The following is a 25,677-nucleotide window of genomic DNA, read 5'->3' as shown; positions in this document are numbered from 1 at the left end:
ACGACAATTATATACTTTCAAAGAAATTATGATAGATGATACCCTGTTTATAGGAGGGATGCTTATGCACTTAACTGTTATAACCGGTCCTATGTTTGCCGGCAAAACAACTGAACTTATACGTAGACTTAAGCGCTATCAGTATGCTGGTAAAAAAGTTATATTGTTTAAACCTACTATTGACGTGCGATCTCCCGAAGGCAGAGTAAAATCCCATGATGGAAAAGAAATGGAGGCTATAGAGGTATCCAGTTCTTCGGAAATTGCAGAGTATATGGAAAAGGTGGAGGATATTAGTGCGGTTGGTATTGATGAGGTTCAGTTTTTAGATGATGATATTGTAGAGGTTATTAAAGACTTGGTTTTTCGAGGTTATGATGTATTTGTTTCTGGACTTGATATGGATTTTATGGGAAGACCGTTTGGTGTTATGCCATATCTCCTCGCCATAGCTGATGATGTTTACAAGCTAAAAGCTGTTTGTGTTGTATGCGGTGCTGATGCTACACATTCATTTAAGAAGAAGAGAGATTCTCTTATCATAGAAGTTGGTGGAGCAGATATATATGAACCCCGCTGTCTCCGTTGCTGGTATGAGGGCATAAAGGAACAAGAGGGTACACAACTTTTAGATGAGTCTTGACACCTCAGGTGATTTATTGTATACTTAGTTTTGCATAAGCGGAAGGTCGGGGCGTAGCGCAGTATGGGAGCGCGCGTGCCTTGGGAGCACGAGGTCGGCGGTTCGAGCCCGCCCGCCCCGACCAAGTGTGGTGGGCCCGTAGCTCAGCAGGATAGAGCATGGGACTTCTAATCCCAGGGTCGGGGGTTCGAATCCCTCCGGGCTCACCACTTTTCTATGGTGGTGAGCGTAGCTCAGCTGGAAGAGCGCCGGACTGTGGATCCGGTGGTCGGGGGTTCAAGTCCCCTCGCTCACCCCAACTTTTCTTTTTGGTGGGCCCGTAGCTCAGCAGGATAGAGCGGCAGCCTCCTAAGCTGCAGGTCGGGGGTTCGAATCCCTCCGGGCTCACCAAACCCCTTGACAAAAGTATCCAGGGGGCTTATAATTAAAATCGTCTGGTGAGCCGTTAGCTCAGTCGGTAGAGCACCGGCCTTTTAAGCCGGGTGTCGCAGGTTCGAGCCCTGCACGGCTCACCAGTGTGTGGGCCGTTAGCTCAACCGGCAGAGCATCGGACTCTTAATCCGAGGGTTGCAGGTTCGAGTCCTGCACGGCCCACCATTTTTATTTAAAAAGTTTAGGTGCGGGCGTGGCGGAATTGGAAGACGCGCTGGACTTAGAATCCAGTGGCCCAAAAAGCCGTGTGGGTTCGAATCCCACCGCCCGCACCAATTTTGTTTTTGAACCTCGCATGTCTACGGTATAATTAAATGTAAACTTACATGAGACTATAAAAGTGAGGAGGAGGAAGTAATATGGATAAAATTGTAGAAAAGGTTTCCGGAACAAACCTGAAAGTAGAGGCCACTTACAGCCCAGAAGAGTGGCAGGAAAAGATGGATGCAATGTATAAGAAGATTGGTAAAAGTGTTCAATTGAAAGGTTTCCGTAAGGGTAAAGCACCTCTTAATGTTTTGAAGATGTATATTCCTGTAGAGTATGTTGAGGAAGAGATTCGAAAGGATGAACTTGATGCCATAGTTAAGCAGCTTATGGAAGAGGGTTATAAGATTGTTGGTGTGCTTTCTGCTGATTGGAAAGATGAAGATGGCAAGAAAATTGTTTCTATGGTGATAGAGACATATCCGGAGATATCCTTTGACGATGTAGACTTATCTTCTATTGACATAGAGCCTCTCGAAAAGGCTACCGAGGTGTCTGATGAGGAAGTGGAAAAGGCTATTCGAGAGAGTTTGGAGCCTTACTTTGCTATAGAGAAATCTGCTGACAAAGAAGAGCTCGAAGAGGGTGATATAGCCTTTGTAGAATGGAAGATGATAGTGGGTGGCAAAGAAACTCCTGCCAGAGAGACAACATTTGTTGTGGGTGAGGGAGATTTCATAGAGGAAGTAGAGCCACACCTTGTTGGTATGAAGAGAGATGAAAAGAGGTATATTCTTGTAAACAGTGAGACAAACGAAGCCAAGATTATTGATTCTCCAGAGGAAGCAGAAGGCGACGATGTCTATGTAGTAGAGGTAACGTTGAAGGATATTAGGACAAAAGAGCTTGAACTTACCGATGAAGTTGCCAAGAAGGTAGGCTACGACAGTGTAGATGCCCTCCGTGATGCTGTGAAGGAGAGTATTCGCCGTCAAAAGTGGGAACAGTGGAGAGATGAGGCACTTCAGAAGGTTTCCGAGCTTGTAAAACTTGAGGTACCACAAACTATGATTATTGATGAAGTTAATGCCAGATATAAAGGACTGAGAAAAGAGGCAAGTAAGACTGGTATGGAGTGGGAAGAGTATGTTGCCAGACTAGGATTTGAAGACGAAGAACAGCTCATTGAAAAACTTAAAGAAATTGCGGAACAAACACTGAGACTTTATCTCGTTCTGTTATCTCTGGCAAAGTATTTTGGTATAGATACAAATGATGAGCAAATGGAAGAGAAGGTTATAGAGAAACTTGCAGAGGTTGTCTCTAAGAAGGAGGGAGACTCCGAGCAGGTCGGAGGTGAAGAGTAATGCCTATTCCATATGTTATAGAGCAAACAGGTAGAGGCGAGAGGATGTATGATATCTACTCTCGCCTCTTAAAAGATAGGATTATTTTCTTAGGAGAACCTATAGACGAGCATGTGGCCAATGTTATTGTGGCCCAGCTGTTGTTTTTAGAAGCAGAAGACCCTAAAAGAGATATCTATCTATATATCAATTCGCCGGGTGGTAGTGTAACTGACGGGTTGGCTATTTATGATACGATGCAGTATGTCAAGCCTGATGTGGTTACTATAGCTATAGGTCAAGCGGCATCCATGGCTGCTGTGCTTCTCCTGGCTGGTGCTAAAGGGAAGAGATACGCCCTTCCCAATGCACGTGTACTTTTGCATCAACCTATGGGTGGTGCTCAAGGCCAGGTTAGCGATGTAGAGATACAGGCCAAGGAAATGTTGCGTATAAAGAAACTTCTTATTGATATCATGGCAAAACATACAGGCCAGTCTGCCGATAAGATAGAAAAGGATATTGATAGAGACTTTATTTTAACTGCCGAAGAGGCAAAAGAGTATGGTGTGATTGACGAGATCCTTATACGTAAGGAGGTATAACCGTGTCTAGTGTAAAGCGTTGTTCATTTTGTGGCAGAACGGCAGATGAAGTGGATAAGCTTATAGCAGGACCGGGGGGCGTTTATATTTGCAATATATGTGTAGAAGAAGCCTATAAACTTATCAAGTCCACGGATGGTTCGGCAAATACGCCATTGCCATTTGATGAAAATAGTCTTCCTACCCCTGCAGAAATTAAAGCCCATCTTGATGAATATGTTATAGGGCAGGAAGAAGCCAAAAAAGCTCTTGCAGTGGCTGTTTATAATCACTATAAGAGGCTTCTTCACCTTGCAACTGCTGACGAAGATGATGTGCATATTACAAAGTCCAATGTTATGTTTATTGGTCCAACCGGTTCTGGTAAAACATATATGGCCCAGGTGCTTGCACGCTTTCTTAATGTGCCGTTTGCCATAGCTGATGCAACAACGCTTACAGAAGCCGGTTATGTCGGTGAAGATGTTGAAAATGTGTTGCTTCGCCTTATTCAGGCAGCTGATTTTGATGTGGAAAGGGCTCAATACGGTATCATCTATATAGATGAGATTGATAAGATATCTCGAAAGAGTGAAAATCCGTCTATTACCAGAGATGTTTCTGGTGAAGGTGTGCAACAGGCTCTCTTGAAAATTGTTGAAGGTACTGTTGCTAATGTACCACCCCAAGGGGGTAGAAAACATCCTATGCAGCCTTTTATTCAATTTGATACCAGCAATGTGCTCTTTATTGTTGGTGGTGCGTTTGATGGTCTTGAGAAGATCATTGCCCAAAGGTTAGGAAAGGCTGTTGTTGGGTTTAAAGCTGATTCAACCGATAAGGTTGTAGATATATCCGATGGCGATAAGTCAAAGCTTTTGAAAATGGTGGAACCACAGGATCTTATTAAATATGGACTTATTCCTGAATTTGTAGGTAGGTTCCCTGTTATCGTTACACTTAATGAGCTTACAGAGGACGATCTAATTCGTATTCTTACAGAGCCCAAAGATGCCATTATCAGACAGTATAAGAAGCTTTTGGAGATGGATGGGGTATCGCTTGAGGTAACTCCTGATGCCCTTAGGGCTATAGCTCGTATGGCTCGTCAGCGTGGTATGGGGGCAAGAGGTCTTAAATCTATTGTTGAGGGTATACTTATGGATGTTATGTTCGAAGTACCATCTCTTAAAAAGGGTGGTAAAGAAGATATTGCCAAGGTTGTTATTGATGAAGATGTTGTCCTTGGTAAGAAAAAACCCATATACCTTACGAGATTTGATCTTGTAAATATGGGAATGGGGAGTGATACAGGTACATATGACTAATGCAGAAATCAAAACCAAACCTGAAGAGGTTATGGAAAAACAAGAAGGACGTGTGGGATATCCTTTAATTCCGCTGAGAAATATTGTGCCGTTTCCTAATGGTCAACCGCTCCCTCTTGCTATCGGACGAAAGAAATCGCTTGAAGCATTAAAAGTGGCACTAGATAGTCCCGATGGACGACTGGTGCTTGCAGCCCAGAAAGTGGCAGAAGTTGAAGATGTTACCCCTGAGGGAATTTATAAGGTTGGAGTTGTTGCTGCTATAGAACATCACATGGCTCTACCTGATGGCACTGTTAGGGTTATTGTCAGACCACTTGAAAGAATAAGGATAACAGAGTTTATTCAGACTGAGCCATACTTTGCTGTTGATATAGAGGAATATCCAGATAAGCCTGTTGAAATTAATTCCAGGGTAATAGCCCTTATGAGAGCTGTTGTTAGGAATTTTGTTGAATATTTTAATAAGCAAGTGGGAGATGTCAAAATTGATGCAGATATGCTTTTAAAAGAATATAACGATCCAGCCTTTTTATCATTTGTTGTTGCACCGTACATCAAAATGGATGTTGATAAGAAGCAAGAAATCCTGGAAATGGATGACCCAATACAGAGACTTGAAGTTCTTTTAAAGATACTGCAAACGGAGCTTGCCGTGCTACAGGCTGCAGAGGAGATAGAGGAAAAGGTCAAGAGTAGTATTGCCAAAAGTCAACGTGAAATGTATCTGAGGGAACAACTTAAAGCTATTAAAGAAGAACTCGGTGAGATGTCTGATATTGATAGTACTATTGAGGAATATAAGAAAAAAATAGAAGAGTCTGGTATGCCAGATGAGGTTAAGGAGAAAGCTCTTAGGGAACTAAAAAGACTAGAAAAAATGCATCCTTTCTCACCAGAAGCCAATGTTGTACGTACATATCTTGACTGGCTTGTAGAGCTGCCATGGAATAAACGCACAGAAGACAATCTTGATTTAAAGAATGCTAAGCGCATACTCGATGAAGATCACTTCGGACTTGAAGAACCCAAAGAGAGGATACTAGAATTTCTTGCAGTAAAGAAACTATCTCCGACATCAAGAGCTCCTATCCTGTGTTTTGTTGGACCTCCTGGTGTTGGAAAAACTTCTCTTGGACGTTCTATTGCAAGGGCTATGGGACGTAAATTTGTAAGAATGTCTCTTGGTGGTGTTCATGATGAAGCAGAAATTAGAGGACATAGAAGGACTTATGTTGGGGCTATGCCCGGACGCATTATTCAAGGTATACGCAAGGCTGGTACTAAGAATCCCGTATTTCTCCTTGATGAAATAGACAAGCTGGGAAGAGACTTCCGTGGAGATCCAGCAGCTGCGCTTCTTGAGGCGCTTGATCCTGAGCAGAATAGAAACTTTGTGGATCATTATCTTGAGGTACCATTTGATCTTTCTGAAGTGCTGTTTGTTACTACGGCTAATGTTACACATACAATACCCGAGCCACTTTTGGACCGAATGGATGTTATATACATTCCTGGTTATATTGATTGGGAAAAGCTGCAAATTAGTAAGAAGTATCTTATACCTAAGTTACTTGCGGATATGGGACTTAGTGGTAAAGATGTTAGTATTACTGATAATGCCATACTCAGGGTTATTAGAGAGTATACCCGTGAGGCTGGTGTAAGAAATCTTGAGAGGCAGCTTTCTAAAATATTTAGGAAGATAGCCCGTGAGATTGTTGAGAGTGGTGGTAAAAAGAAAAAATTCCGTATAGGTGTAAAAGATATTCCCAAATACCTTGGTGTTCCTAAGTTTGATTATACCAAGGCTGAAAAGAAGCCTGAAGTAGGACTTGTCAATGGGCTTGCATGGACTCCGTACGGTGGCGATATTCTCAACATTGAGGCTACTATGTACAATGGTGAAGGTAAGCTTATCCTTACGGGAAGATTGGGAGAAGTCATGAAAGAATCGGGGCATGCAGCACTTTCTTATCTTCGCTCCCGTGCTTCTAAGTATGGTATAGATGAGAGCATTTTCAAGGAGAAAGATATCCATATACATGTCCCAGAAGGTGCTATTCCTAAGGATGGGCCTTCTGCGGGTATTACACTAGCAACAGTTATGTACTCTATATTCAAAAATTTACCGGTACCCCAGGATATCGCTATGACTGGAGAAATTACACTGAGGGGCAAAGTTTTGCCTATTGGTGGGCTAAAAGAGAAATTACTTGCAGCTCATAGAGGTGGTATTAAAAAAGTTATTATTCCTAAGGATAATGCAAAGGATCTTGTGAAAATACCCGATAGGGTTAAGAAAGATTTGCAAATCGTTCCTGTAACCCACATCGATGAGGTGATAAAAGAGGTGTTTGCTGGTGGAGGAAAGAAATCCAGTAAGTAAAAAACGATTATTGTTTTCGATAATAGGAGTAGCACTAATGTTGCTACTCCTTTTTTTATTAAAACCCTATATTGTTTCTGTTGCTGATTTTAGGGGACCTGTCTGTGCTGCTATTGTGCCTAAGGATGAAACAGATTTACTGGGTGTATTAAGAAGTATTTCTTTTAAGGAAGGTTGGTTATATCTTGCTATCTATAACAAAGAGGAAGATATTCCCCATCTCATAGATAAAGTTCATGCTACTATTCAACCAAAGTGTGTGGTTGTTGCTGTACATAAAAATGTTCAGTACACCATCTACGATGGAGAAAAGGTCTTTATCGTTCCTGATGAGGAGCGAGTACTATTGAAGTTTATATACCAAAGGGGGGAACATGGTGAAAATTTACCCCGTTAGTTTAGGTTGTCCAAAGAATCAGAGTGTTCTTGAAGAAAGACTAGACATGCTTCGTAATATGGGGCATGAGATAGTGTCCGATCCTGCTATAGCCGATGTTGCTATTGTCAATACATGCACATTTATTGCTCCTGCCACTGTGGAGTCTGTTGAAACAACAGTTTCACTGAAAGAGCAGTATCCTCATCTGAAGGTTGTATTCACTGGGTGTGTTGTTCAACGCTATGGAAAAGAGGCAATACATAAAGAGATTCCAGAAGTGGATATTATCCTTGATCCTGACAATCTAGAGGAATGGAATGACATTTTTTTGCAGTTTCCTCGTGGTGAAGAATTGGATGCTGATGAGTATCCCCGTATACCATTCACTTTGACATTTCCATATGCTTATGTATATATTGCTAAAGGATGCTCGTCTTCTTGTTCCTACTGCACTATTCCATCATTTAAAGGACCCCAGCGGAGTATAGATATTGATGTTATTGTCAATAAGGTTAAGAAATTGGAGAATGCAGGCTATAAAGAAGTTGTTCTTGTAGCGCAAGATGTTGCTGCATATGGCATAGAGACTGGTAAGAAAAAACTGCCCGAGCTACTGAAGGCGCTGCATGATAACACGAAGGAAGTACTGTTTAGGTTGCTATACCTTAATCCGAAATACTTTCGTAATGATTTAATGAAACAAATATCTGTGTTTGATAGACTTGTACCTTACTTTGATGTTCCTGTTCAACATCTACATACCGATGTCCTAAAACTTATGAATAGGGGATATGGCTATCACGAGATTGAGAGTATATTAGACTCTGTTTATCAATATTGGAAAGATCCTGCTATCCGAACAACACTGATGGTGGGTTTTCCAGGGGAGACAGAAGAACATTTTTACTTTATGAAAGAGAGAATTACCACTTTACCCTTTGATTGGATAGGTGTGTTTCAGTTTGTACCCGAAGAGGGAACTACTGCGTATGATATGCCCCAGATATCAGATGATATTAAGCAAAGGCGACACGATGAGCTGGTAGATGTCGTTTCAAAGTATGTTGATAAAAGAGCTATGCGCTGGGTAGGAAAGAACTCCCAGGCTATAGTTACTGAAGTGATATCCCGCGATTCAGGTGAGGTATTGGATATAGGCTATCCTATGTTTTGTGCTCCTGAGATTGATAAGATTATTGAAATAACCAATGGCGATGTTGGGGATATAGGCCAAGTTGTAGATGTGTACATAGAAGATTATCGAGATGATGTTTATGTGGCAAGGATTAGATAGGAGATTGTATAGAGAGGCTTTGTCTCTGAAAGGACTGTTAACATCAAATTCTCTGACACTCAGTCTTGCTGAATCGTGTACTGGTGGAGAAATAACCTCTACTCTAACAAAGATACCTGGTGCTTCGCAATTTCTTGTAGGCGGTGTAATTGTATACTGGCCCTTTTATAAAACCCATGTTGTAGGTGTACCAGAAGAAGTTGTCGAAACTTATGGAACAGTTTCATATGAAACAGCTTATGAACTGGCTCGGCGCATTAGACACTTGTCTTCTTCTGATATTGGTTTGTCTGTTGTGTGTGTTTTAGGTCCGAGACCCGATGAAAAAGGACACTCTGTTGGTACTACATATATTGGTATTGCCTATAACGATGATGTGGTTGTTAAACACATGACAGTTGTTCGGATGTCCCGTATTGATATGAAGAAACTTGTTGCCTTAAAATCTATGCTTGTCTTGAGCGAGGTGATAGCCCGATGAGACTTTTTGTTGGTATTGAAGTAGATGATGCTGTTAAAAGGTATATTTATGATGTGTCTATGGCACTGAAGGCAAAGTTAGGACGCATGAGAGCATCGTGGGTTAGAGAAGAAAATTACCATATTACCTTGATGTTTATAGGAGAAGTGCCTGAAAATGAGGTTGATATTATCGATGAAAAACTTAGCACTATAGATGCTTCCAAGTTTTCCATTACACTTAATGTTTTAGGTTCATTTGGTAAGCCACATCGTGTACTATGGCTGGGGGTGGAAGAGAACGATACATTAAGAAATTTGGCTGACCAGGTTAACAAATTGCTTGGTGGTGATACAAGTAGATTTCATCCTCATATTACACTGGCTCGTATTAAATCTGGAGTGCCACGCAACTTTAGGGATACGTTGAATACCACTAAAGTACGTAAGGCCACATGGGATGTTGATAGGTTTGTATTGTTTAAAAGTACCCTATCTCCTAATGGTTCTGTTTATACCCCTATAAAAACATACGCATTGAAATGATATAATACTTTTGTACACAAAATACTTTGGAGGTGTGAGTTATGGGAGACCTTACAGATAAGAAGGTTAGCAAATTTATAGAATATGCCCGTAAGAGAAGGGGTAAAGATGTTGTTATGAGGCTTAACGAAGGAGCGCTTGAAAAGACTAAGGTTATTTCTACTGGAGCGCTAAATCTTGATTTAGCCCTTGGTATAGGTGGTATTCCTCAGGGAAGGGTTATAGAGATATACGGTAATGAGGGCAGTGGTAAGACTACATTGGCGCTTCATATTGGTGCTGAAGCTATGAAAAAAGGGCTTCCCGTACTATATATCGATGCAGAAAATGCCCTTGACCCTCAATATGCTATGACTATAGGTCTTGACACTGAAAGTGGTAATTTTATTCTTTCCCAGCCTGATGATGCGGAGACGGCACTTGGCCTTATTGAAGATTTTGCCAATGTTGTTGGAGAGGGCCTTATTGTTGTAGACTCTGTTGCCGCACTTGTGCCCAGGCAGGAGTTACAAGGTGATATTGGTGATAGTAATGTGGCCGTATTGGCTAGACTGATGTCTCAGTCTCTTAGAAGGCTTGCCCGTACTATCAAGGAGCGCGAAACAGCACTTGTATTTCTTAACCAGATTCGTGAAAAAGTCGGTGTTATGTACGGAAACCCAGAAGTAACTCCAGGTGGCCGTGCTCTTAAGTTCTACTCCTCGGTACGCATGGAGGTACGGAGAAAGGAAAGCATTAAACAGGGTACTGACATTATAGGTCATGATATGCGTGTAAAGATTACAAAGAATAAACTGTATCCTCCTTACAAAGAGGCTATTGTGCGTATCATCTATGGTAAGGGTATAGATACTATACATGCCCTTATGGAAGCTGCTATATGGACTGGTGTTATCGAAAGGAATGGAAGTTATTATAGTTTCCGTGGTGAAAGATTGGCACAGGGTAAAGAGAGTCTTAGAAAAGTGCTTATGGCGGAAGAAGATCTTAGAGAGAAGATTCGTGAAGCTGTGCTTGCAACTGCTTCAGGAGAACAAAAGGGGCAAGGTGAGCCCTCAGATGCGTCGTAAAAAAAAGCAATGTGATCCTAACGATAAAGAGTATATGCTACGATATGTGAAAGGCCTTCTGCAAAGAAGGCCTTATCCTATATCTGCTCTCCGTAAAAAGCTTCTTAGAAAAGGATGTAATCCCGATGTTGTGGAAGAAGTAATGGTAAAATTAAAAGAAGTGGCTCCTGAGGAGTTACTTAATGAAGAATACTTAGAGGCACTATATATGGGTGCATGTAGAAAAGGGAAAGGTCCTATATGGTTTCGCCAGAGGGCACTAATGTCTGGAGTACCTGAATACATGGTAAACTCGTATATAGATACTGCCAATTGGAAGGATTCGTTGCGAGTCTGTGTAGAAAAAGCAAAGAGAAAGTATGACAGTGACTTTTATAAAATAAAAGGGTTTTTATACAGAAATGGCTTTAATGAATCCTTTTGGGACATGGCTATGGAAATGCTAAAGGAGGGATAAGTTGTGGCTGGTAATGCTTGGATAGTAATGGCTTCTTCGTTTGTAGTAGGTGGCACAGCCGGTGTTGCCTTTGGATACTATGTGGTTAATCAAACACTAAAGAGAAAGGTGGAAGAGGTGCTTGGTGCAGCCCGCACAGAGGCTACTTCAATTGTTGAAGAGGCTAAGTCAAAAGCCGAACAGATAAAGTCTAAGGCTCGCGAAGAGGCTATGCGTATTAGGGAGAAGATTCTAGAGGACATTAATGAGAAGAAATTGGAGATAGAGAGACTTAAGGCAAGATTGGAGGCAGAAGAACGCTCACTACAGCAGGAAAAAAGGTATCTAGAGAAGCAAGAGAGGGAGCTTCAGAAGCGTGCAGAGGCTTTAGAAAGAGACTATGAAAAACGCCTTGCAGATATAGAGAAGCGTTTAGCAGAAATAGAAAAGATAAAGGCAGAGCTAGAAGAGAGGGAAAAGGCCCTAGAAGAGAGAGAACGTATGCTCGATGAAGCATTCGCCGAAGTGGATAGAAAGCTTCAGGAACTTGCCGGTATGACACCTGAAGAGGCAAGAGATATCTTGTTTAAGAATCTGGAAGAAGAACTTTCTTATGAGATTGGTAAGAAAATTCAGGAATTTGAAGAGGATTACAAAGATAGGGCCGAGGATATAGCTAGAAAGATACTACTTACCGTGATGGGCCGTATTGTTACCGATACTGTACCAGAGGCAACAATATCTACTGTTGCTATACCTAATGAAGAGATGAAGGGTCGTATTATAGGTAGAGAGGGTAGAAATATTAGGGCCTTTGAGAGTCTTACAGGTGTAGATTTGCTTATTGATGATACTCCAGATGTTGTTGTTATCTCTTCTTTTGACCCGGTTAGAAGGGAGATTGCCCGTAGAACTTTGGAGAAGCTTGTTAAAGATGGTCGTATACATCCAGCTAAGATAGAAGAGTTCTATGAAAAGAGCAAAGAAGAGGTAGAGCAGGAGATGAAAAAGCGTGCTGAAGAGGCTCTTACCAAAGTGGGTATCAGAAATATTCATCCGGAGCTAAAAAAGATTGTTGGAAGACTTTATTTCAGATATTCCTATGGCCAAAATATTCTCTATCACAGCATTGAGGTAGCACAGATAGCCGGTTATATTGCCGCGGAGTTGGGGCTTGATGTTGACCTTGCCAAGAGGGCAGCATTCCTCCATGATATTGGTAAGGGTATTGTAGAGCAAGAAGGTTCTCACGCCCTTGTGGGTGCAGAATATGCCCGTAAATACAAAGAGTCTGATATTGTTGTCAATGCAATAGCCTCTCACCACGGTGAGGAGCCACAGCTGACACCATATGCCGTTATTACGCAACTTGCTGATGCTGTGTCTGCCGCGAGACCAGGGGCCCGCTATGAAAACTATGAATTCTTTATAAAGAGGCTAAGGGCACTGGAGGAAATCGCAAAAACTGTCAATGGTGTGAAAGATAGCTTCGCCATCCAAGCTGGTAGAGAGTTGAGAATTATTGTTGATCCGGAGGTTGTTACCGATGCCGAGGCATATAAGATTGCACGCGATGTTGCCCAGCGTGTTGAGGATGAGCTGACATATCCAGGACAGATAAAGGTGACAGTTATACGAGAAACAAGGGCGGTGGAATACGCTAAATGAAGATTTTGTTTTTTGGCGACGTTGTCGGATCACCTGGTAGAAAGATTTTGAAAGAGGCTATAGCTTATTTTCATTCAGAGGTTGATGTGATAGTTGCCAATGGTGAAAATGCCGCCCATGGTTACGGACTTACTCCTAAGGTTGTTGAGGAAATGTTGGATGCCGGTGTAGATATCATAACAACAGGAGGGCATTTCTACGATCGTAAAGAGTGGAGAGACGTGCTGGAGCATTATCCTCAGGTTGTTGTACCGGCAAATTATCCGGAACGGTTTGATAGAGGGTATTACATATCAAGTAAGGGTATTGCAGTAATGAATGTACACGGTCAGGTGTTTGTTAATATCATATTCAATCATCCGTTTCATACAGCTGATAAGCTTATTGAGCATATAAGAACGGAAGCCGGTGATATTCCTATACTATTCGACTTTCATGGAGAAGCAACGTCGGAGAAGATGGCTATGGGGTGGTATGTTGATGGTAGAGTGTCGGCAATCGTGGGTACTCATACCCATGTGCCTACAGCCGATGAAAGAATACTACCTGGTGGTACAGGGTATATTACCGATGTAGGTATGTGTGGCTGTATGGATACTGTTATTGGTATGGATAAAGAGGCTGCTGTGAAAAGATTTACCACGGGTATTCCCGAAAGAATAGAGCCTCCAAAGAAATGTGGAAAACTCCGTGCCTACGGAGTTTTAATAGAAATCGATAAAGAGGGCAAAACAACCTCTATGAGGAGGGTAGTGTATGAAGGATAATTTTACATTTTATGTCCAAACATATGGATGTCAGATGAACAAAAATGATAGTGAAATGGTTGCAGGTAATCTTCGCCTCATGGGAGGCCGTATGGTTACTGATATGAAAGATGCCGATATTGTGCTTATCAACACATGTTCTGTAAGACAACATGCTGAAGATAGGGCACAAGGTACCATTGGTGCTTTGAAGAAGTATGTCAGAGAGAAGGGGACAAAAGTCATTGTTATGGGTTGTATGGCAGAAAATATGGGACAAGCACTTATGGAAAAGTTTCCCTATCTTCTGGCAGTTGTTGGGCCCAATTATCTTGAATATATCCCGGAGATTATTAGGGAGAATAAAAAGGGTGTATATGTAGGTGATAGAGATATCACGTTTGAACTGTATAAAAATGCTGTAAGATTTGAACCTTATAGAGCTTACATAACTATTGTTAAAGGGTGTGAAAACTTTTGTACATACTGTATTGTTCCTTATACGAGAGGACACATACAGAGCAGGCGGATGGGAGATATTATAAGAGAAGTTAAGATGGCAGTGGAAGCCGGTGCCAAGGAAATACACCTGCTGGGTCAAAATGTCAATGAGTGGGGTAAAGAGTGGGGTTACAAAGATCCTAGCTTTGGTGACCTCTTGAGAGAAGTTTCTAAGGTTGATGGTATCGAGATTATCAGGTATACAACACCCCATCCCAAGTACTTTGGTAAAGACCTTGTAGATACTATTGTTGAACTACCTAAGGTGACAAGATATTTTCACCTTCCTATCCAGGCTGGTGATAATGAAGTTTTAAGGCTCATGAATCGTGGTTATACGGTAGAGGAATTTATAGATCTTATAGACTATATAAAAGAAAAAGCTGCTGATAGGTATGCCATAGGCACAGATGTTATTGTTGGTTTTCCCGGTGAAACACCCGAAGCATTTGAGAATACACTAAAGGTCTTTGAGAAGATACGTTTTGATGTGGCCTACATAGCCATGTATTCTCCCCGTCCCCATACGGCGGCAGCTCTTCTAACAGATAAATTCGTTTCTGAAGAGGAGAAAAAAAGACGCTTTGACGCTTTATATTCTCTACAGGAAAAGATTGCATGGGAGAAGAATCAGCAGTATGTAGGCACAATAGATAGGGTAATGGTAGATAACTATGATGAGTCTAAAGGGGCATATATTGGTAGGGATGATATTAATAAAACTGTAGTTTTTACGGCAAAAGAGGGCTACAAGCCCGGAGATATGGTTGATGTTAAGATAGAAAAAGCAAAATCTTGGGTCTTGTATGGAAGAGAAGTATAAAGAGAAGCAAAGGAAATTGGCTATTAGTATAGTAGGTCTTACCGCTTCAGGTAAGACCTCTTTTCTACATAATATCCTTGATTTGCTCATTGCGGAGGGTGTATCGTTTACCACTATCTCTGTGGATAGTGGTGCAGTATATAAGCACCTTGACATTGGAACAGCTAAACCCTCAGCGGAGGAGATAGAGAGATACAATTATCGCCTTGTAGATGTCGTTTCTCCTTGTGAGAGGTATTCTTTGGCAAGATTTATTAAAGATACCGATGAGGTTTTGCGACATGTAGATACCGATGTCGTATTTCTTATTGGAGGCACACCTTTGTACTTTTATACCCTTGTTGGGGAAAGTGGCTATGTGCCTGTTCAACCTGACAGTGCTATAAGAAATCATTTAAGACAGCTTGTCAGTGAGCGTGGAAGTGAGTACATTTACAATCTTATGAAGGCCCTGGATCCTATATCTGCTGAGAAGATACATCCAAATGATGTTAAACGTATTATCCGCACCATAGAGATTAACCTTTCTACAGGAAAGATGCGAACATATGCTACCGAATATTACACATCTTTTCAGAGGCACTTTACCGAGCTGAGGTATATTTTACTTCCACCTCCAGATGTTCTTAGAGGGCGTATTTATAAAAGAACGCATATAATGTTTCAGATGGGATTTGTTGAAGAAGCGGGTAGGGTAGCGGACATGTGCCCTCCACCTGCTCCATGGCTAGAAGTGTTAGGCTATAAACATGCATACGATGCATACAGGGGACATATTACAGAAGATGAGGCTATAAACGAGGTGTTTACTGATACATGGCGTTTTTCCCGAAGACAGCGTACATGGTTTAAAAACGATAAAAAAGCACATTTTATCATTACACAGGAGGATCAAGAACATGCCAGAGATGAGATTATCGGATATATCCGCAATTATACAAGAAATAGGTAGTCGCAATGTTGCCAAGGTCCTTGATGCTTTTCATAATGTAAGGCTTACAGAGGCGGACCTCATAGGTTCAACAGGTTATGGCTATGATGATATGGGCCGTGATAAGCTAGAAGAGGTGTATGCATATGTGTTTGGTGGTGAAGATGCTATTGTCAGACCTCAGATTACCAGTGCCACCCATGCTATATATCTGGCTTTAAGGGGAGTTGTTTCTAAAGATAGTCGTGTGCTGTTTTGGGGTACTCCATATGATACGGTAAAGCCTATTCTCACTGGTGATAATCCTCATTCTCTGAAAAGTAATGTTGCGTCGGTCAAGATACGAAAAGAGCCTACCGATGATGATATAAAACATGCCAATGTTATCATGATGCAACGCTCTGGTGGTTATGCGTTCTTTTCGGGGCATAACATAGACACCTTGGCTGAGCGTATAAAGAGAATCAGGTTGTTAAATGAGCAGGCTATTATTATCGTTGATAACTGTTATGGAGAATTTGTAGAAGATAGAGAGCCTCTTCATGTGGGGACAGATATTGTCATTGGTTCGCTCATTAAAAATCCCGGTGGGACACTCGCTCCAACTGGTGGCTATATTGTGGGCAAGAAGACCCTCATAGAGGCTATTGCAGACTTTGCCTTTTCACCGGCCCTGGGTAAAGAGGTAGGTCCGACAGGTGAGTTTCTGTGGAGAGCATATCAAGGTCTGTTCTTCGCACCATCATTTGTTGCCGAAGCATTGTGGAGTAAATCATATATTCTTGGGCTTTTCAAAGAACATGGTATTGAAGTACTGGAAGAGATGTATCCGTATAGTGATATCATTGTAAGAATACGGTTGGGTAGTGATAAACTTATGCAGAGATTTGTGGAAATTATCCAAGGTTCTGGACCTGTAAATGCCCATTTTGCACCAGTTCCAGAGCGACTTCCTGGATACGATCACGATATAATAATGGCAGCACCGTCATTTGTGTCCGGAGCTAGTTTAGAGCTCAGTGCCGATGGACGGTTTGCAGAACCGTATGAAATATATATGCAGCCAGGGGTTAGTCGTTATCATACACTTGTGTATATGAAGAAACTGTTGGAGGTGTTGCACAGTGAAGAGAGTTGTTAGTGGAATGAGACCTACTGGACTTCTACACATTGGTCATTTAAAAGGTGTTATTGAGTCTTGGGTAGAACTTCAAGAGCAGTACGAAACATTTTATTTTGTTGCTGACTGGCACGCTTTATTTAGTAAGTATGATAGTGCTTGGGAAGTTAAAGAACATACATATGAGCTTGTTGCCATATGGCTTGCATCTGGAATAGACCCAGAGAAATCCACGGTCTTTGTGCAGTCTACAGTTGATGAACATCTCAGGTTGGCTATGATATTTGGTGCTCTGACCCCTGTTGGTTGGTTAGAGAGAAATCCGACTTTAAAAGAGATGGTACGTGCTGATGATCCAACGGTTAACTACGGTTTGTTAGGATATCCTGTTTTGCAGGCTGCTGATATATTGGTGTATAAAGGTGAATTGGTGCCTGTTGGTAAAGACCAGATTCCACATCTTGAATTAACAAGGGATATTGCTGGTCGTTTTAATAGATTTTATGGTGATATATTTCCTATGCCCAAACCTTTATTGAGAGAGTTTCCTGCTGTACCCGGCACTGATGGGATCAGAATGAGTAAGAGTAGAGGTAATTATATCTCTATAGTAGAAGATGAGGAAACTATAAGGGGTAAAGTAAGACAAATGATTACTGATCCTCAGAAAATACGCAAAAATGACCCAGGGCATCCCGAGGTGTGTTCTGTTTTTACTCTTCATAAAGTATTTAAGGAATCTGATGAGGAAATAGAGCAGATAGAAAGAGAATGCCGTGCTGGTACCCGTGGTTGTGTGGCATGTAAGATGCACCTTGCAGAAAAGATTAATAAAGCTGTATCCCCTATAAGAGAGAAGTATAAGGAGTATATGGCAGACAAGAGTAAGATAGATGAAGTTATAGCCTCTGGTATGGAAAAGGCGAAAGCGGAGGCATCTAAGGTTATCAGGGAAGTCGAAGATGCTATGAGGTGGTTTCATATTTAGGGGGGAGAGCGATGATTATAACAATAGATGGTGTTGCCGGTAGTGGAAAGAGTACACTAGGACGTATGCTTGCAGATAGGTTAGGACTTACCTTCTTTAGTTCTGGTCTTTTGTATAGATTAAAGGGGTTAATGGCATCCCGTGGGGAAAATATTGCTCTTGAAGACCTTGTAAAGAAGGGGCGATTTCGCATCAAAAAAGATGGGGTCTATCTTGATGGTGAAAAGATAGATGATGTGTTACAGAGTGAAGAAGTAGGTAAATGGGCTGCTAAGGTTGCTAAAGACCCTAGTGTGAGAGATGAGGTCAATGCTACCCTAAAGCTACTTGCCGAAGGAGGTAATTTCGTAGTTGATGGTAGGGACATGGGCACAGTGGTTTTTCCCAATGCCAAAGTAAAGTTTTACATTGATGCCGATGTTATGGAAAGAGCCCGTCGTAGGGTACTACAACTAGGCCTTGAGCCCACTGAAGAGATACTGAGAGAATTTGCAGAAAAAATTGCAGCTAGAGATAGGGCTGATAAAGAAAGAGAAATAGCCCCTTTAAAACCGGCAGATGATGCCATTATCATTGACACTACCGGCATGACTCCTGAAGAGGCTGTAGATATTATGGAGAAGCATGTTATGAAGCACGTTCCTCGTGTACCTCTTCAGGCATTTGCTCAGAAAACTATTGGTCCTATACTCCGTGGTTGGTTTCGTATGTCTCTTCATGGTCGTTTTCCTAAGGCTGGTCGTTGGCTTATGATATTCAATCATATTAGTGGTTGGGATCCTCCACTTATTGCCATGGTATCTATGCCAAGACAGATAGAGTATATGGCTAAGAAAGAGTTGTTTCAATATCCCATACTGGGTTCTCTTCTCTACAAACTAGGTGCATTCCCTGTTGATAGGGAAGGGAAAGATGTGAGAGCTGTTAGGGAGGCAATTAGAAGACTCCGACAGGAACGTATTGTTGGCCTTGCGCCAGAAGCTCATCGTAGTTATGATGGAAAAATGCTTCCTTGGTACCCTGGTGTTTCATATTTTGTCGTTAAGGGTATTACTCCTGTTTTACCTGTAGCCATTAAAGGACTTGAGGGTGGAGTCAAGTGGAGAGACATCATTCCCGGTATGAGAAAGGTCAAGGTTGGAGTTGGAGAACCGGTTTACCCCAGAGATTTATACCCTCATCGAGATATGGAGAGTGCATTAGAGCTTTTAAAAGAGAGGGTACAGATGTTGTATGACAGCCTCTAAGATAGCTATTGCATTTCCTACAGGTCCCTGCTTTGGAGTAGGTAGGGCCTTGGATGTGACAAAAGAAGTTCTGAAAAGAAAAAGACCTGTGTATATGCTCCATCCACTTATCCATAATCCCCGAGTGGTCAGAGAGTTACAGCAGCAAGGGGTAGTGATTTCTCCTCCGGAGGATATTCCTGAAGGTGGTACTGTTATCTTATCGGCCCATGGTACTCCTCTTGAGATAAAAAATATCTTAGGAAAAAAGAGAGCCAATATTATAGATGCCGTTTGTCCTCTTGTTGAGCATTTACATCGAAAAGCCAAAGAGCTGATAGATGAAGGAAGGTTTCTTATCATTGTTGCCGATCCCCATCATCAAGAGACTTTAGCCCTTGTGTCTCATCTTCCTAACGGTAAATATGTTTTCTACAAGGATTTAGACAAAGCTCCCAGAGGGATACCTATTGGTGTAGTATTCCAGACGACCTATGAATATGCTAAAGTACCAGATGTTTTGAAGGATATTTATACCATTAGTGATGATATACGCATTGTCAATACCATTTGTCCTGCTACCAGAGGAAGACAAGGAGTTATTGACAGGGTAGGGAGTAAATATGATTTCATTGTTGTGGTAGGTGGCAAAAATAGTGCCAATACAAAACGGTTATACGAAAAGGCTAAGAGTTATACAGCTGCTATTTGGATCGAGAAAGCAGATGATATAGATGACGAAAGCATCAAAGATTATCGGAATATTCTTATAGTTGGTGGGGCTTCTACTCCAGTGGAACATCTGATAGAGGTGTACCTGCATTTTAAAAAAGTGATACAATAAATATGTCATGAAATATGCATGTGTTTATGCAAGGAGGGATGACTTGTGGATTATAAATTTGCAGAATTGACAAAGAGGATGGGGGGAGAAGGTGCATTTGAAGTTCTTGCCAAAGCCCGTGCTATTGAGGCCACAGGCAAGAAGGTGGTTCACTTTGAAATTGGTGAGCCAGATTTTGACACACCAGCCCACATTAAGAAGGCAGCATTTGAAGCTCTTGAACAGGGTTATACCCATTATGGACCCGCTCCAGGTCTGCCAGAGGTAAGAACTGCTTTTGCTAACTATGTGGCAAGCACAAGAAACACAAAGGTTGATCCAGAGCAGATTGTTATTACTGTTGGTGCAAAACCGATTATTCTTTACACCATGTTGGCATTTGTTAATCCCGGAGACGAAGTTATATATCCAGACCCCGGATATCCTATATATTCTTCTGCTATCCAGTTTGCTGGTGGTGTACCCAAGCCCATTATTTTGAGAGAAGAAAACGAATTTAGATTGGATATTGATGAACTTAAGAGTATGATTACCCCTAAGACCAAGGTTATTATCATCAATACGCCACACAACCCAACAGGTTCTGTTCTTACGAGAGAAGATATTAAGAGAATTCTTGAACTTGTTGATGGTACAGATATTATGATTCTTGCTGATGAGCTTTATCATCGTATTTACTTTGAAGGAGAAATGGCTCCATCTTTCTATGAGTTTGATGAGTTCCATAAGAATATAATTCTTATGGAAGGATTCTCCAAGATATATGCCATGACAGGTTGGCGTCTTGGTTACGCTGTTGCCCCCAAGCCTGTTGCTGAGGTTTTCTCTCAGATTCAGGTCAATGTATATTCTCATGCTCCAACATTTATTCAGCTGGCTGGTAAGGCAGCATATGAGGGACCACAGGATCAGCCTAAGGAAATGGTGGCCGAGTTTAATAGGAGAAGAGACTATATTATTGAGCGTCTTAATAACATGCCTGGTGTGCATGCACTTATGCCACATGGTGCATTCTATGCATTCCCCAATGTTAAGAAGTTTGGCAAACCAGCCGCAGAGATAGCCAGTTATCTCCTTGAACAGGCTGGTGTAGCACTGCTTGGTGGCACTTCTTTTGGTGATGGTGGTGAAGGCTATATCAGAATCTCTTATGCAACATCTATGGAGAACATCAAGATTGGTATGGATCGTATGGAAGAGGCATTCCATAAACTTCTGAAGGAGGCCTAAACTTGAATAGTACCACTACAACTACAACAAGTAAGTAGGTTTCATACAAGGGCTCAGGTAAAACCTGGGCCCTTTATATATTTTGAGGAGGTGTTTTTATGGCTACAATGAAGGCTATTAGAAAGTCGAGGCCAGAGCCTGGGCTGTGGCTTGAGGAAGTGGAAATTCCGGAGGTCAAGCCGGGATGGGTTCTTATTAAAGTCCTTCGCACATCTATATGTGGAACAGACCTTCATATATATAAATGGGACCATTGGTCTCAGAATCGTATTAAACCACCACTAACCATAGGACATGAATTTGTTGGAGAAGTTGTTGAGGTAGGTGAGGGTGTATTTCGTATAAAACCAGGTGATATTGTTACAGCAGAAACTCATGTCGTATGTGGTGTATGCGAGTTCTGTCGTACTGGTAAGGCACATGTATGTAAAAATACCCGTATACTTGGTGTTGATATAAATGGTACATATGCTGAATATGTTGTTCTTCCTGAAGAGAATCTTGTACATGCAGAGGGTATTCCTCTAGAGATGGCCTCTATTATGGAGCCATTTGGCAATGCCATACATACGGTTATGGAGTCCCCTATTAGGGCAAAAACTGTTGCTGTTCTTGGAAGCGGCCCAATTGGTAATATGGCTATAGCCCTTGCCAAGGCTTTTGGTGCCTCTATGGTTATTGCCACTGATATTAAACCTTTTAGACTGGAACTTGCCAAGAAGATGGGTGCCGATGTTACTATTAATGTGGCAGAAGAAAATCTGTATGACAAGGTTATGGAACTAACGAAGGGTAGAGGTGTAGATACTGTTCTTGAAATGTCAGGAGCTCCTGCAGCTCTAAAAGATGCATTAAAAATAGTTGTTCCAGAAGGACAAGTGACGATTCTTGGTATTCCATCAGATGATGTATCTCTTGATGTGGCTAATGGTATTGTTATGAAAGGAATTACCGTGAGAGGAATTATTGGCCGTAAGATGTATGAAACATGGTATCAAGCTGTTTCTTTGTTGGAGAAAGGTGTAGTTGATTTGTCTCCCATTATTACCCACGTTATTCCTCTAGAAAAATATGAAGAAGGTTTTAAAGCCTTATTTGAAGGTAAAGCTGGAAAGGTGGTTATGAAACCGTGAAGAGTATGACCGGATTTGCCGAAGCAACCGGCCAAAATGATGTTTATAGTGTTTCTGTTAGTGTAAAGGGAGTAAATTCCCGGCACCTTGATATCAATGTTAGGGTGCCGGGTTTTGCCTATTTTGTAGAATATGATATTCGTTCTCTTGTAAAAGATTTTGTGAGGCGCGGTAAGGTTGACATCTATGTTTCCATCAGGTGGACATCTGACGAAGCGCTGGAGATACATTGGGACACTATTCATTCTTATATGAAAACTATAGAAGAAGTCCTTGCTATGCATCCTACACTGCAGGGTGTTATTTCATTCGATGATGTATATCACACCTCAAACTTTTGGGATATAGCCGATAAAGAAGGATTAAGGGATATTGTTCTCAGTGTTGCCAGAGATGCTCTCGACAAATTTGTGTCTGTGAAAAAAGAAGAAGGTGCATATATTGAACAGGTGCTAAAAGAGCATTTGGAGTATATTGAAAAAGGACTTGCCCAGATTAAAGGTATGCTCCCCAAGATTTATGAAGAGCTTCAAAAGAAGGTGGAAGAAATTCTTTCCGCCTATACCCTTGAGGGGTTAACAGTTAAAGATATTGCCCAGGCCATTAGCCCTCTTCTTGTTGATGAAGAGATACAGAGAGCTAGCATGCATATACAGCGCATAAAAGCCCTGTTTGGCAAAGATGATGCTGTAGGTTATAATTTAAATATACTTCTTCAGGAGCTGCAGAGAGAGATAAATACAATGTCACAGAAGATTAGACATCATGCTGTAGGCGATATTATTGTTGACATGCGTAGCAGGGTAGAGGCAATGAAAGAGCATGCAATGAATGTGGAGTGATAAAAGTGGCAGAAGTTCAGTTTCTTAATATTGGATATGGTTCACATGTAGCTATCAATAAAATTGTAGCCATTGTTCATCCAGATTCAAATCCTATTCGCAGACTTATTAAACAAGCCAGAGAGTCTGGTATGCTTGTAGATGCTACTTATGGCAGGCGAACAAGGGCGGTTATTATTATGGATGGAGGTATCGTTGTTCTTTCTGCTGTGCTTCCTGAAACACTAGTATCCCGTGGTGAGTGGGATGAAGAAGATGAAGATGAGGAGGAAGACTGATGGGAGGTAGTTTGATTGTTATCTCTGGACCTTCTGGGGTAGGAAAAGGTACAGTGGTGAAAAGGCTTCTTGCAGAGATGCCCGATTTGTATATTTCCGTTTCTGTTACAACAAGAAAGCCTCGTCCCGGCGAAATACCGGGTAAAGATTATATTTTCATTGATGATAAACAATTTGAAGAGATGGTTGTAAATAACCAGCTGCTTGAATGGGCCTATGTTCATGGGCATTATTATGGTACCCCTAAAAGACAGGTGTTTGATAAACTGGCTGAAGGGAAAACGGTTATCTTGGAAATTGACATGCAGGGTGCAATGCAAGTCCAAAGAAGTGTAGATGATGTCGTCCTTATCTTTCTTCTTCCACCAAGTATAAAAGAGTTGGCCAACAGACTTGATAAACGTGGTACTGAAGACGAAGAAATAAGAAAACTTAGAGTTTTAAGGAGTTTGCAGGAGCTTGATTATATAGTAGACTATGATTTTATGGTGCTCAATGAGGATCTCGATGTGGCCGTTCAGTCTATAAAGAATATAATAAATATGAGTAAGTGGGTTGTTACTCGTGGTCGTGCTCGCTATCTAATTAATAAATTGAAAAATGGTGGTGTTATAGACTACGAAGATTTTGATTTCAATAAATTTAAGGAGGGAGAACGATAATGGTAGAAAGACAGATATCTATTGATGATCTTATGAGAATAACCAAGCTACCTAGATATGCTGTGGTAAAGGGTGTAGGTTTGCGTGCTTATACTATTGCGCTTGAAAGAGCAAATTCCGAGCTTCTTGCAGCACAGACACCTTATATTAGACCTGTTGAACAGGCTATCAGGGAAATTTATGAGGGAAAAGTAGAGATAGAACTCATAGAGAAGTAAAACATACCATTAAGGGGGTGGTTTTATGAAGATATATCTCGATACTGCTAATTTACAGGAGATAGAGGCTGCTTTAAAATGGGGAGTACTTGATGGGGTAACTACTAATCCCACACTCATTGCCCGTGAGGGACGTGATCCGGACATACATTTCAAGGATATTCTAAAACTCGTTTATCCTCGTCCTGTGAGTTTGGAAGTTGTTAGTGAGGATGCAGAGGGGATGATTAAAGAGGCGAGAGAACTATCTAATCTATCCGATAATGTTGTAGTAAAAATACCTATGACCCCCGATGGTATAAAAGCTGTTACTATTTTATCTAATGAGGGTATTAAAACCAATGTTACTCTGATATTCACCCCGATGCAGGCACTTCTCGCAGCCAAGGCTGGTGCCACTTATGTTTCTCCATTTATGGGCAGACTCGATGATAGAGGATGGGATGGCGTAAAGCTTGTTGAAGAAATTGTCGATATTTTCTGGAATTATGATTTTGATACGGAGATTATTGCTGCAAGTACTCGTAGTGTCAGACATGTAAAAGAGGTGGCTTTACTTGGTGTTGACATCGTTACAATGCCATTTAAAGTCTTAAAGCAAATGTTTAATCATCCACTTACAGATGAGGGTATAGAACGTTTTAAGAGTGATTGGCAGGCTTTGCAACAAAAGCTGGGCAAATAGAGTTAGGTTAGAATTATATTCTATATTGGTTTGTAAGGGGAGCGTTCGCTCCTCTTTTTCTTTATCCGTTCGTAGAGCATAATGGTAAGCATAGCGGCGATACCCGATACTGTTGCCTCAATAATGTGGATAGGAAATCTCAGTATGAATATGGTTTTACCGAGGGAAAATATATCTACTAAAGTACTTCCAAGGGCAACGATAATCATAGCGTACATAACATATATGGTGTTCTTTTCATCTTTTGCTTTAGGTTGGTGAATAAGATGTGGCATTTGCGAAGACATATTTTTTGTTGGAGTGTCTCCATATGCATATTTATACGCTATAAACGAAGCGATGCCATAAATTATAAAATACCATGGCATAAGATAATAGTTTTCTAAGAACCACATTGCTATTGCTACCGATATTCCTGCTACAAACATGGTGCCGTATCTATCGAGAAAGAACATGGCAATTAATATGGGATATAGTGCAAATATCATATAAGAATGAAACATTGTGATTTTTATTGTGGTAATTAAAATAAAACCAACAATCCATAGGCTAGCCATTAAGTATTTCCAGAACTGATAGGCCCACTTTTCCTCTTCGTCTACTGACAAATTCGGTATTTTAGAATTGATAACCATTTGTTCTATAATAACATAAAAGGGAGGTGATACC

27 protein-coding genes and 7 tRNA genes are annotated in these 25,677 nt (G+C 41.2%); 33 read left to right on the top strand and 1 reads right to left on the bottom strand.

Annotated features, from left to right (window positions below):
- The first annotated feature begins 64 nt into the window (after positions 1–64).
- The 33 genes from GM182_RS04615 (at position 65) to fsa (ending at position 25,008) form a co-directional block, all read left to right on the top strand.
- Positions 65–643, top strand: a complete 579-nt coding sequence (locus GM182_RS04615; RefSeq protein ID WP_449185950.1) for a thymidine kinase — start codon at positions 65–67, stop codon at positions 641–643.
- 47 nt (positions 644–690) lie between these two features.
- Positions 691–767: transfer RNA gene (locus GM182_RS04610), tRNA-Pro, on the top strand.
- Between the two features lie 8 nt (positions 768–775).
- A tRNA-Arg gene (locus GM182_RS04605) sits at positions 776–852 on the top strand.
- A 13-nt stretch (positions 853–865) separates the two neighbouring features.
- Positions 866–941: transfer RNA gene (locus GM182_RS04600), tRNA-His, on the top strand.
- A 15-nt stretch (positions 942–956) separates the two neighbouring features.
- A tRNA-Arg gene (locus tag GM182_RS04595) sits at positions 957–1,033 on the top strand.
- 49 nt (positions 1,034–1,082) lie between these two features.
- A tRNA-Lys gene (locus tag GM182_RS04590) sits at positions 1,083–1,158 on the top strand.
- Positions 1,159–1,164: 6 nt separating this feature from the next.
- Positions 1,165–1,240, top strand: a tRNA-Lys gene (locus GM182_RS04585).
- A gap of 22 nt (positions 1,241–1,262) precedes the next feature.
- A tRNA-Leu gene (locus tag GM182_RS04580) sits at positions 1,263–1,350 on the top strand.
- Between the two features lie 84 nt (positions 1,351–1,434).
- Positions 1,435–2,649, top strand: a complete 1,215-nt coding sequence (gene tig / locus GM182_RS04575; protein WP_449185949.1) for a trigger factor — start codon at positions 1,435–1,437, stop codon at positions 2,647–2,649.
- Entirely contained in the window at positions 2,649–3,233 is a 585-nt protein-coding gene (gene clpP, locus GM182_RS04570; RefSeq protein ID WP_449185948.1) for an ATP-dependent Clp endopeptidase proteolytic subunit ClpP, read from the top strand. The genes tig and clpP overlap by 1 nt, the downstream gene beginning before the upstream one ends.
- A 2-nt stretch (positions 3,234–3,235) precedes the next feature.
- On the top strand, positions 3,236–4,540 hold the full coding sequence (gene clpX, locus GM182_RS04565) for an ATP-dependent Clp protease ATP-binding subunit ClpX (protein WP_449185947.1): 1,305 nt from the start codon (positions 3,236–3,238) through the stop codon (positions 4,538–4,540).
- Positions 4,533–6,929: an endopeptidase La gene (lon, locus tag GM182_RS04560; RefSeq protein WP_449185946.1), complete on the top strand. Its 2,397-nt coding sequence runs from the start codon at positions 4,533–4,535 to the stop codon at positions 6,927–6,929. The genes clpX and lon overlap by 8 nt, the downstream gene beginning before the upstream one ends.
- Positions 6,904–7,326, top strand: a complete 423-nt coding sequence (locus tag GM182_RS04555) for a hypothetical protein (RefSeq protein WP_449185945.1) — start codon at positions 6,904–6,906, stop codon at positions 7,324–7,326. Before lon ends, GM182_RS04555 begins: the two co-directional genes overlap by 26 nt.
- Positions 7,307–8,602 carry a MiaB/RimO family radical SAM methylthiotransferase gene (locus GM182_RS04550; protein ID WP_449185944.1) on the top strand — a complete coding sequence of 432 codons (1,296 nt, stop codon included), beginning with the start codon at positions 7,307–7,309 and terminating at the stop codon, positions 8,600–8,602. Before GM182_RS04555 ends, GM182_RS04550 begins: the two co-directional genes overlap by 20 nt.
- A complete protein-coding gene (locus tag GM182_RS04545) occupies positions 8,583–9,083 on the top strand; it encodes a CinA family protein (RefSeq protein ID WP_449185943.1) in 501 nt (166 codons plus the stop codon). The genes GM182_RS04550 and GM182_RS04545 overlap by 20 nt, the downstream gene beginning before the upstream one ends.
- Entirely contained in the window at positions 9,080–9,607 is a 528-nt protein-coding gene (gene thpR, locus GM182_RS04540) for an RNA 2',3'-cyclic phosphodiesterase (RefSeq protein WP_449185942.1), read from the top strand. The genes GM182_RS04545 and thpR overlap by 4 nt, the downstream gene beginning before the upstream one ends.
- A gap of 41 nt (positions 9,608–9,648) precedes the next feature.
- Entirely contained in the window at positions 9,649–10,677 is a 1,029-nt protein-coding gene (gene recA / locus GM182_RS04535; RefSeq protein ID WP_449185941.1) for a recombinase RecA, read from the top strand.
- Positions 10,667–11,134, top strand: coding sequence for a regulatory protein RecX (locus GM182_RS04530; protein WP_449185940.1), 468 nt, complete (start codon positions 10,667–10,669; stop codon positions 11,132–11,134). The genes recA and GM182_RS04530 overlap by 11 nt, the downstream gene beginning before the upstream one ends.
- 27 nt (positions 11,135–11,161) lie before the next feature.
- On the top strand, positions 11,162–12,781 hold the full coding sequence (rny, locus tag GM182_RS04525) for a ribonuclease Y (RefSeq protein WP_449187287.1): 1,620 nt from the start codon (positions 11,162–11,164) through the stop codon (positions 12,779–12,781).
- Complete coding sequence (locus GM182_RS04520; protein WP_449185939.1) at positions 12,778–13,548, top strand: TIGR00282 family metallophosphoesterase; 771 nt, start codon at positions 12,778–12,780, stop codon at positions 13,546–13,548. The genes rny and GM182_RS04520 overlap by 4 nt, the downstream gene beginning before the upstream one ends.
- On the top strand, positions 13,538–14,851 hold the full coding sequence (miaB, locus tag GM182_RS04515; protein ID WP_449185938.1) for a tRNA (N6-isopentenyl adenosine(37)-C2)-methylthiotransferase MiaB: 1,314 nt from the start codon (positions 13,538–13,540) through the stop codon (positions 14,849–14,851). Before GM182_RS04520 ends, miaB begins: the two co-directional genes overlap by 11 nt.
- Positions 14,835–15,803 carry a tRNA (adenosine(37)-N6)-dimethylallyltransferase MiaA gene (gene miaA / locus GM182_RS04510; protein ID WP_449185937.1) on the top strand — a complete coding sequence of 323 codons (969 nt, stop codon included), beginning with the start codon at positions 14,835–14,837 and terminating at the stop codon, positions 15,801–15,803. Before miaB ends, miaA begins: the two co-directional genes overlap by 17 nt.
- Positions 15,751–16,923, top strand: a complete 1,173-nt coding sequence (locus tag GM182_RS04505; protein WP_449185936.1) for a methionine gamma-lyase family protein — start codon at positions 15,751–15,753, stop codon at positions 16,921–16,923. Before miaA ends, GM182_RS04505 begins: the two co-directional genes overlap by 53 nt.
- Positions 16,907–17,890: a tryptophan--tRNA ligase gene (gene trpS / locus GM182_RS04500; protein WP_449185935.1), complete on the top strand. Its 984-nt coding sequence runs from the start codon at positions 16,907–16,909 to the stop codon at positions 17,888–17,890. The genes GM182_RS04505 and trpS overlap by 17 nt, the downstream gene beginning before the upstream one ends.
- An 11-nt stretch (positions 17,891–17,901) precedes the next feature.
- Positions 17,902–19,137, top strand: a complete 1,236-nt coding sequence (gene cmk, locus GM182_RS04495) for a (d)CMP kinase (RefSeq protein WP_449185934.1) — start codon at positions 17,902–17,904, stop codon at positions 19,135–19,137.
- Entirely contained in the window at positions 19,124–19,960 is an 837-nt protein-coding gene (ispH, locus tag GM182_RS04490) for a 4-hydroxy-3-methylbut-2-enyl diphosphate reductase (protein ID WP_449185933.1), read from the top strand. Before cmk ends, ispH begins: the two co-directional genes overlap by 14 nt.
- Positions 19,961–20,005: 45 nt before the next feature.
- The gene (locus tag GM182_RS04485; protein WP_449185932.1) at positions 20,006–21,190 is read left to right on the top strand and encodes a pyridoxal phosphate-dependent aminotransferase; all 1,185 of its coding nucleotides are present in this window, start codon (positions 20,006–20,008) and stop codon (positions 21,188–21,190) included.
- Between the two features lie 98 nt (positions 21,191–21,288).
- Entirely contained in the window at positions 21,289–22,323 is a 1,035-nt protein-coding gene (gene tdh, locus GM182_RS04480; RefSeq protein WP_449185931.1) for an L-threonine 3-dehydrogenase, zinc-binding type, read from the top strand.
- 5 nt (positions 22,324–22,328) lie between these two features.
- Positions 22,329–23,165, top strand: a complete 837-nt coding sequence (locus GM182_RS04475) for an endoribonuclease YicC domain-containing protein (RefSeq protein WP_449187286.1) — start codon at positions 22,329–22,331, stop codon at positions 23,163–23,165.
- A complete protein-coding gene (locus GM182_RS04470; RefSeq protein ID WP_449185930.1) occupies positions 23,162–23,443 on the top strand; it encodes an extracellular matrix/biofilm biosynthesis regulator RemA family protein in 282 nt (93 codons plus the stop codon). The genes GM182_RS04475 and GM182_RS04470 overlap by 4 nt, the downstream gene beginning before the upstream one ends.
- Complete coding sequence (gmk, locus tag GM182_RS04465; RefSeq protein ID WP_449185929.1) at positions 23,443–24,105, top strand: guanylate kinase; 663 nt, start codon at positions 23,443–23,445, stop codon at positions 24,103–24,105. The genes GM182_RS04470 and gmk overlap by 1 nt, the downstream gene beginning before the upstream one ends.
- On the top strand, positions 24,105–24,323 hold the full coding sequence (locus GM182_RS04460) for a hypothetical protein (RefSeq protein ID WP_449185928.1): 219 nt from the start codon (positions 24,105–24,107) through the stop codon (positions 24,321–24,323). Before gmk ends, GM182_RS04460 begins: the two co-directional genes overlap by 1 nt.
- A 25-nt stretch (positions 24,324–24,348) precedes the next feature.
- Positions 24,349–25,008, top strand: a complete 660-nt coding sequence (gene fsa / locus GM182_RS04455) for a fructose-6-phosphate aldolase (RefSeq protein ID WP_449185927.1) — start codon at positions 24,349–24,351, stop codon at positions 25,006–25,008.
- 20 nt (positions 25,009–25,028) lie between these two features.
- Here fsa and GM182_RS04450 read toward each other — a convergent pair whose 3' ends face one another.
- Positions 25,029–25,643, bottom strand: coding sequence for a hypothetical protein (locus GM182_RS04450; RefSeq protein WP_449185926.1), 615 nt, complete (start codon positions 25,641–25,643; stop codon positions 25,029–25,031).
- Between the last annotated feature and the right edge of the window lie 34 nt (positions 25,644–25,677).

The sequence above is a fragment of the Zhurongbacter thermophilus genome (genome assembly GCF_026184435.1).
Lineage (GTDB): Bacteria > Coprothermobacterota > Coprothermobacteria > Coprothermobacterales > JAADFF01 > JAADFF01.
This window is presented reverse-complemented; position numbering and strand designations above follow the sequence as displayed.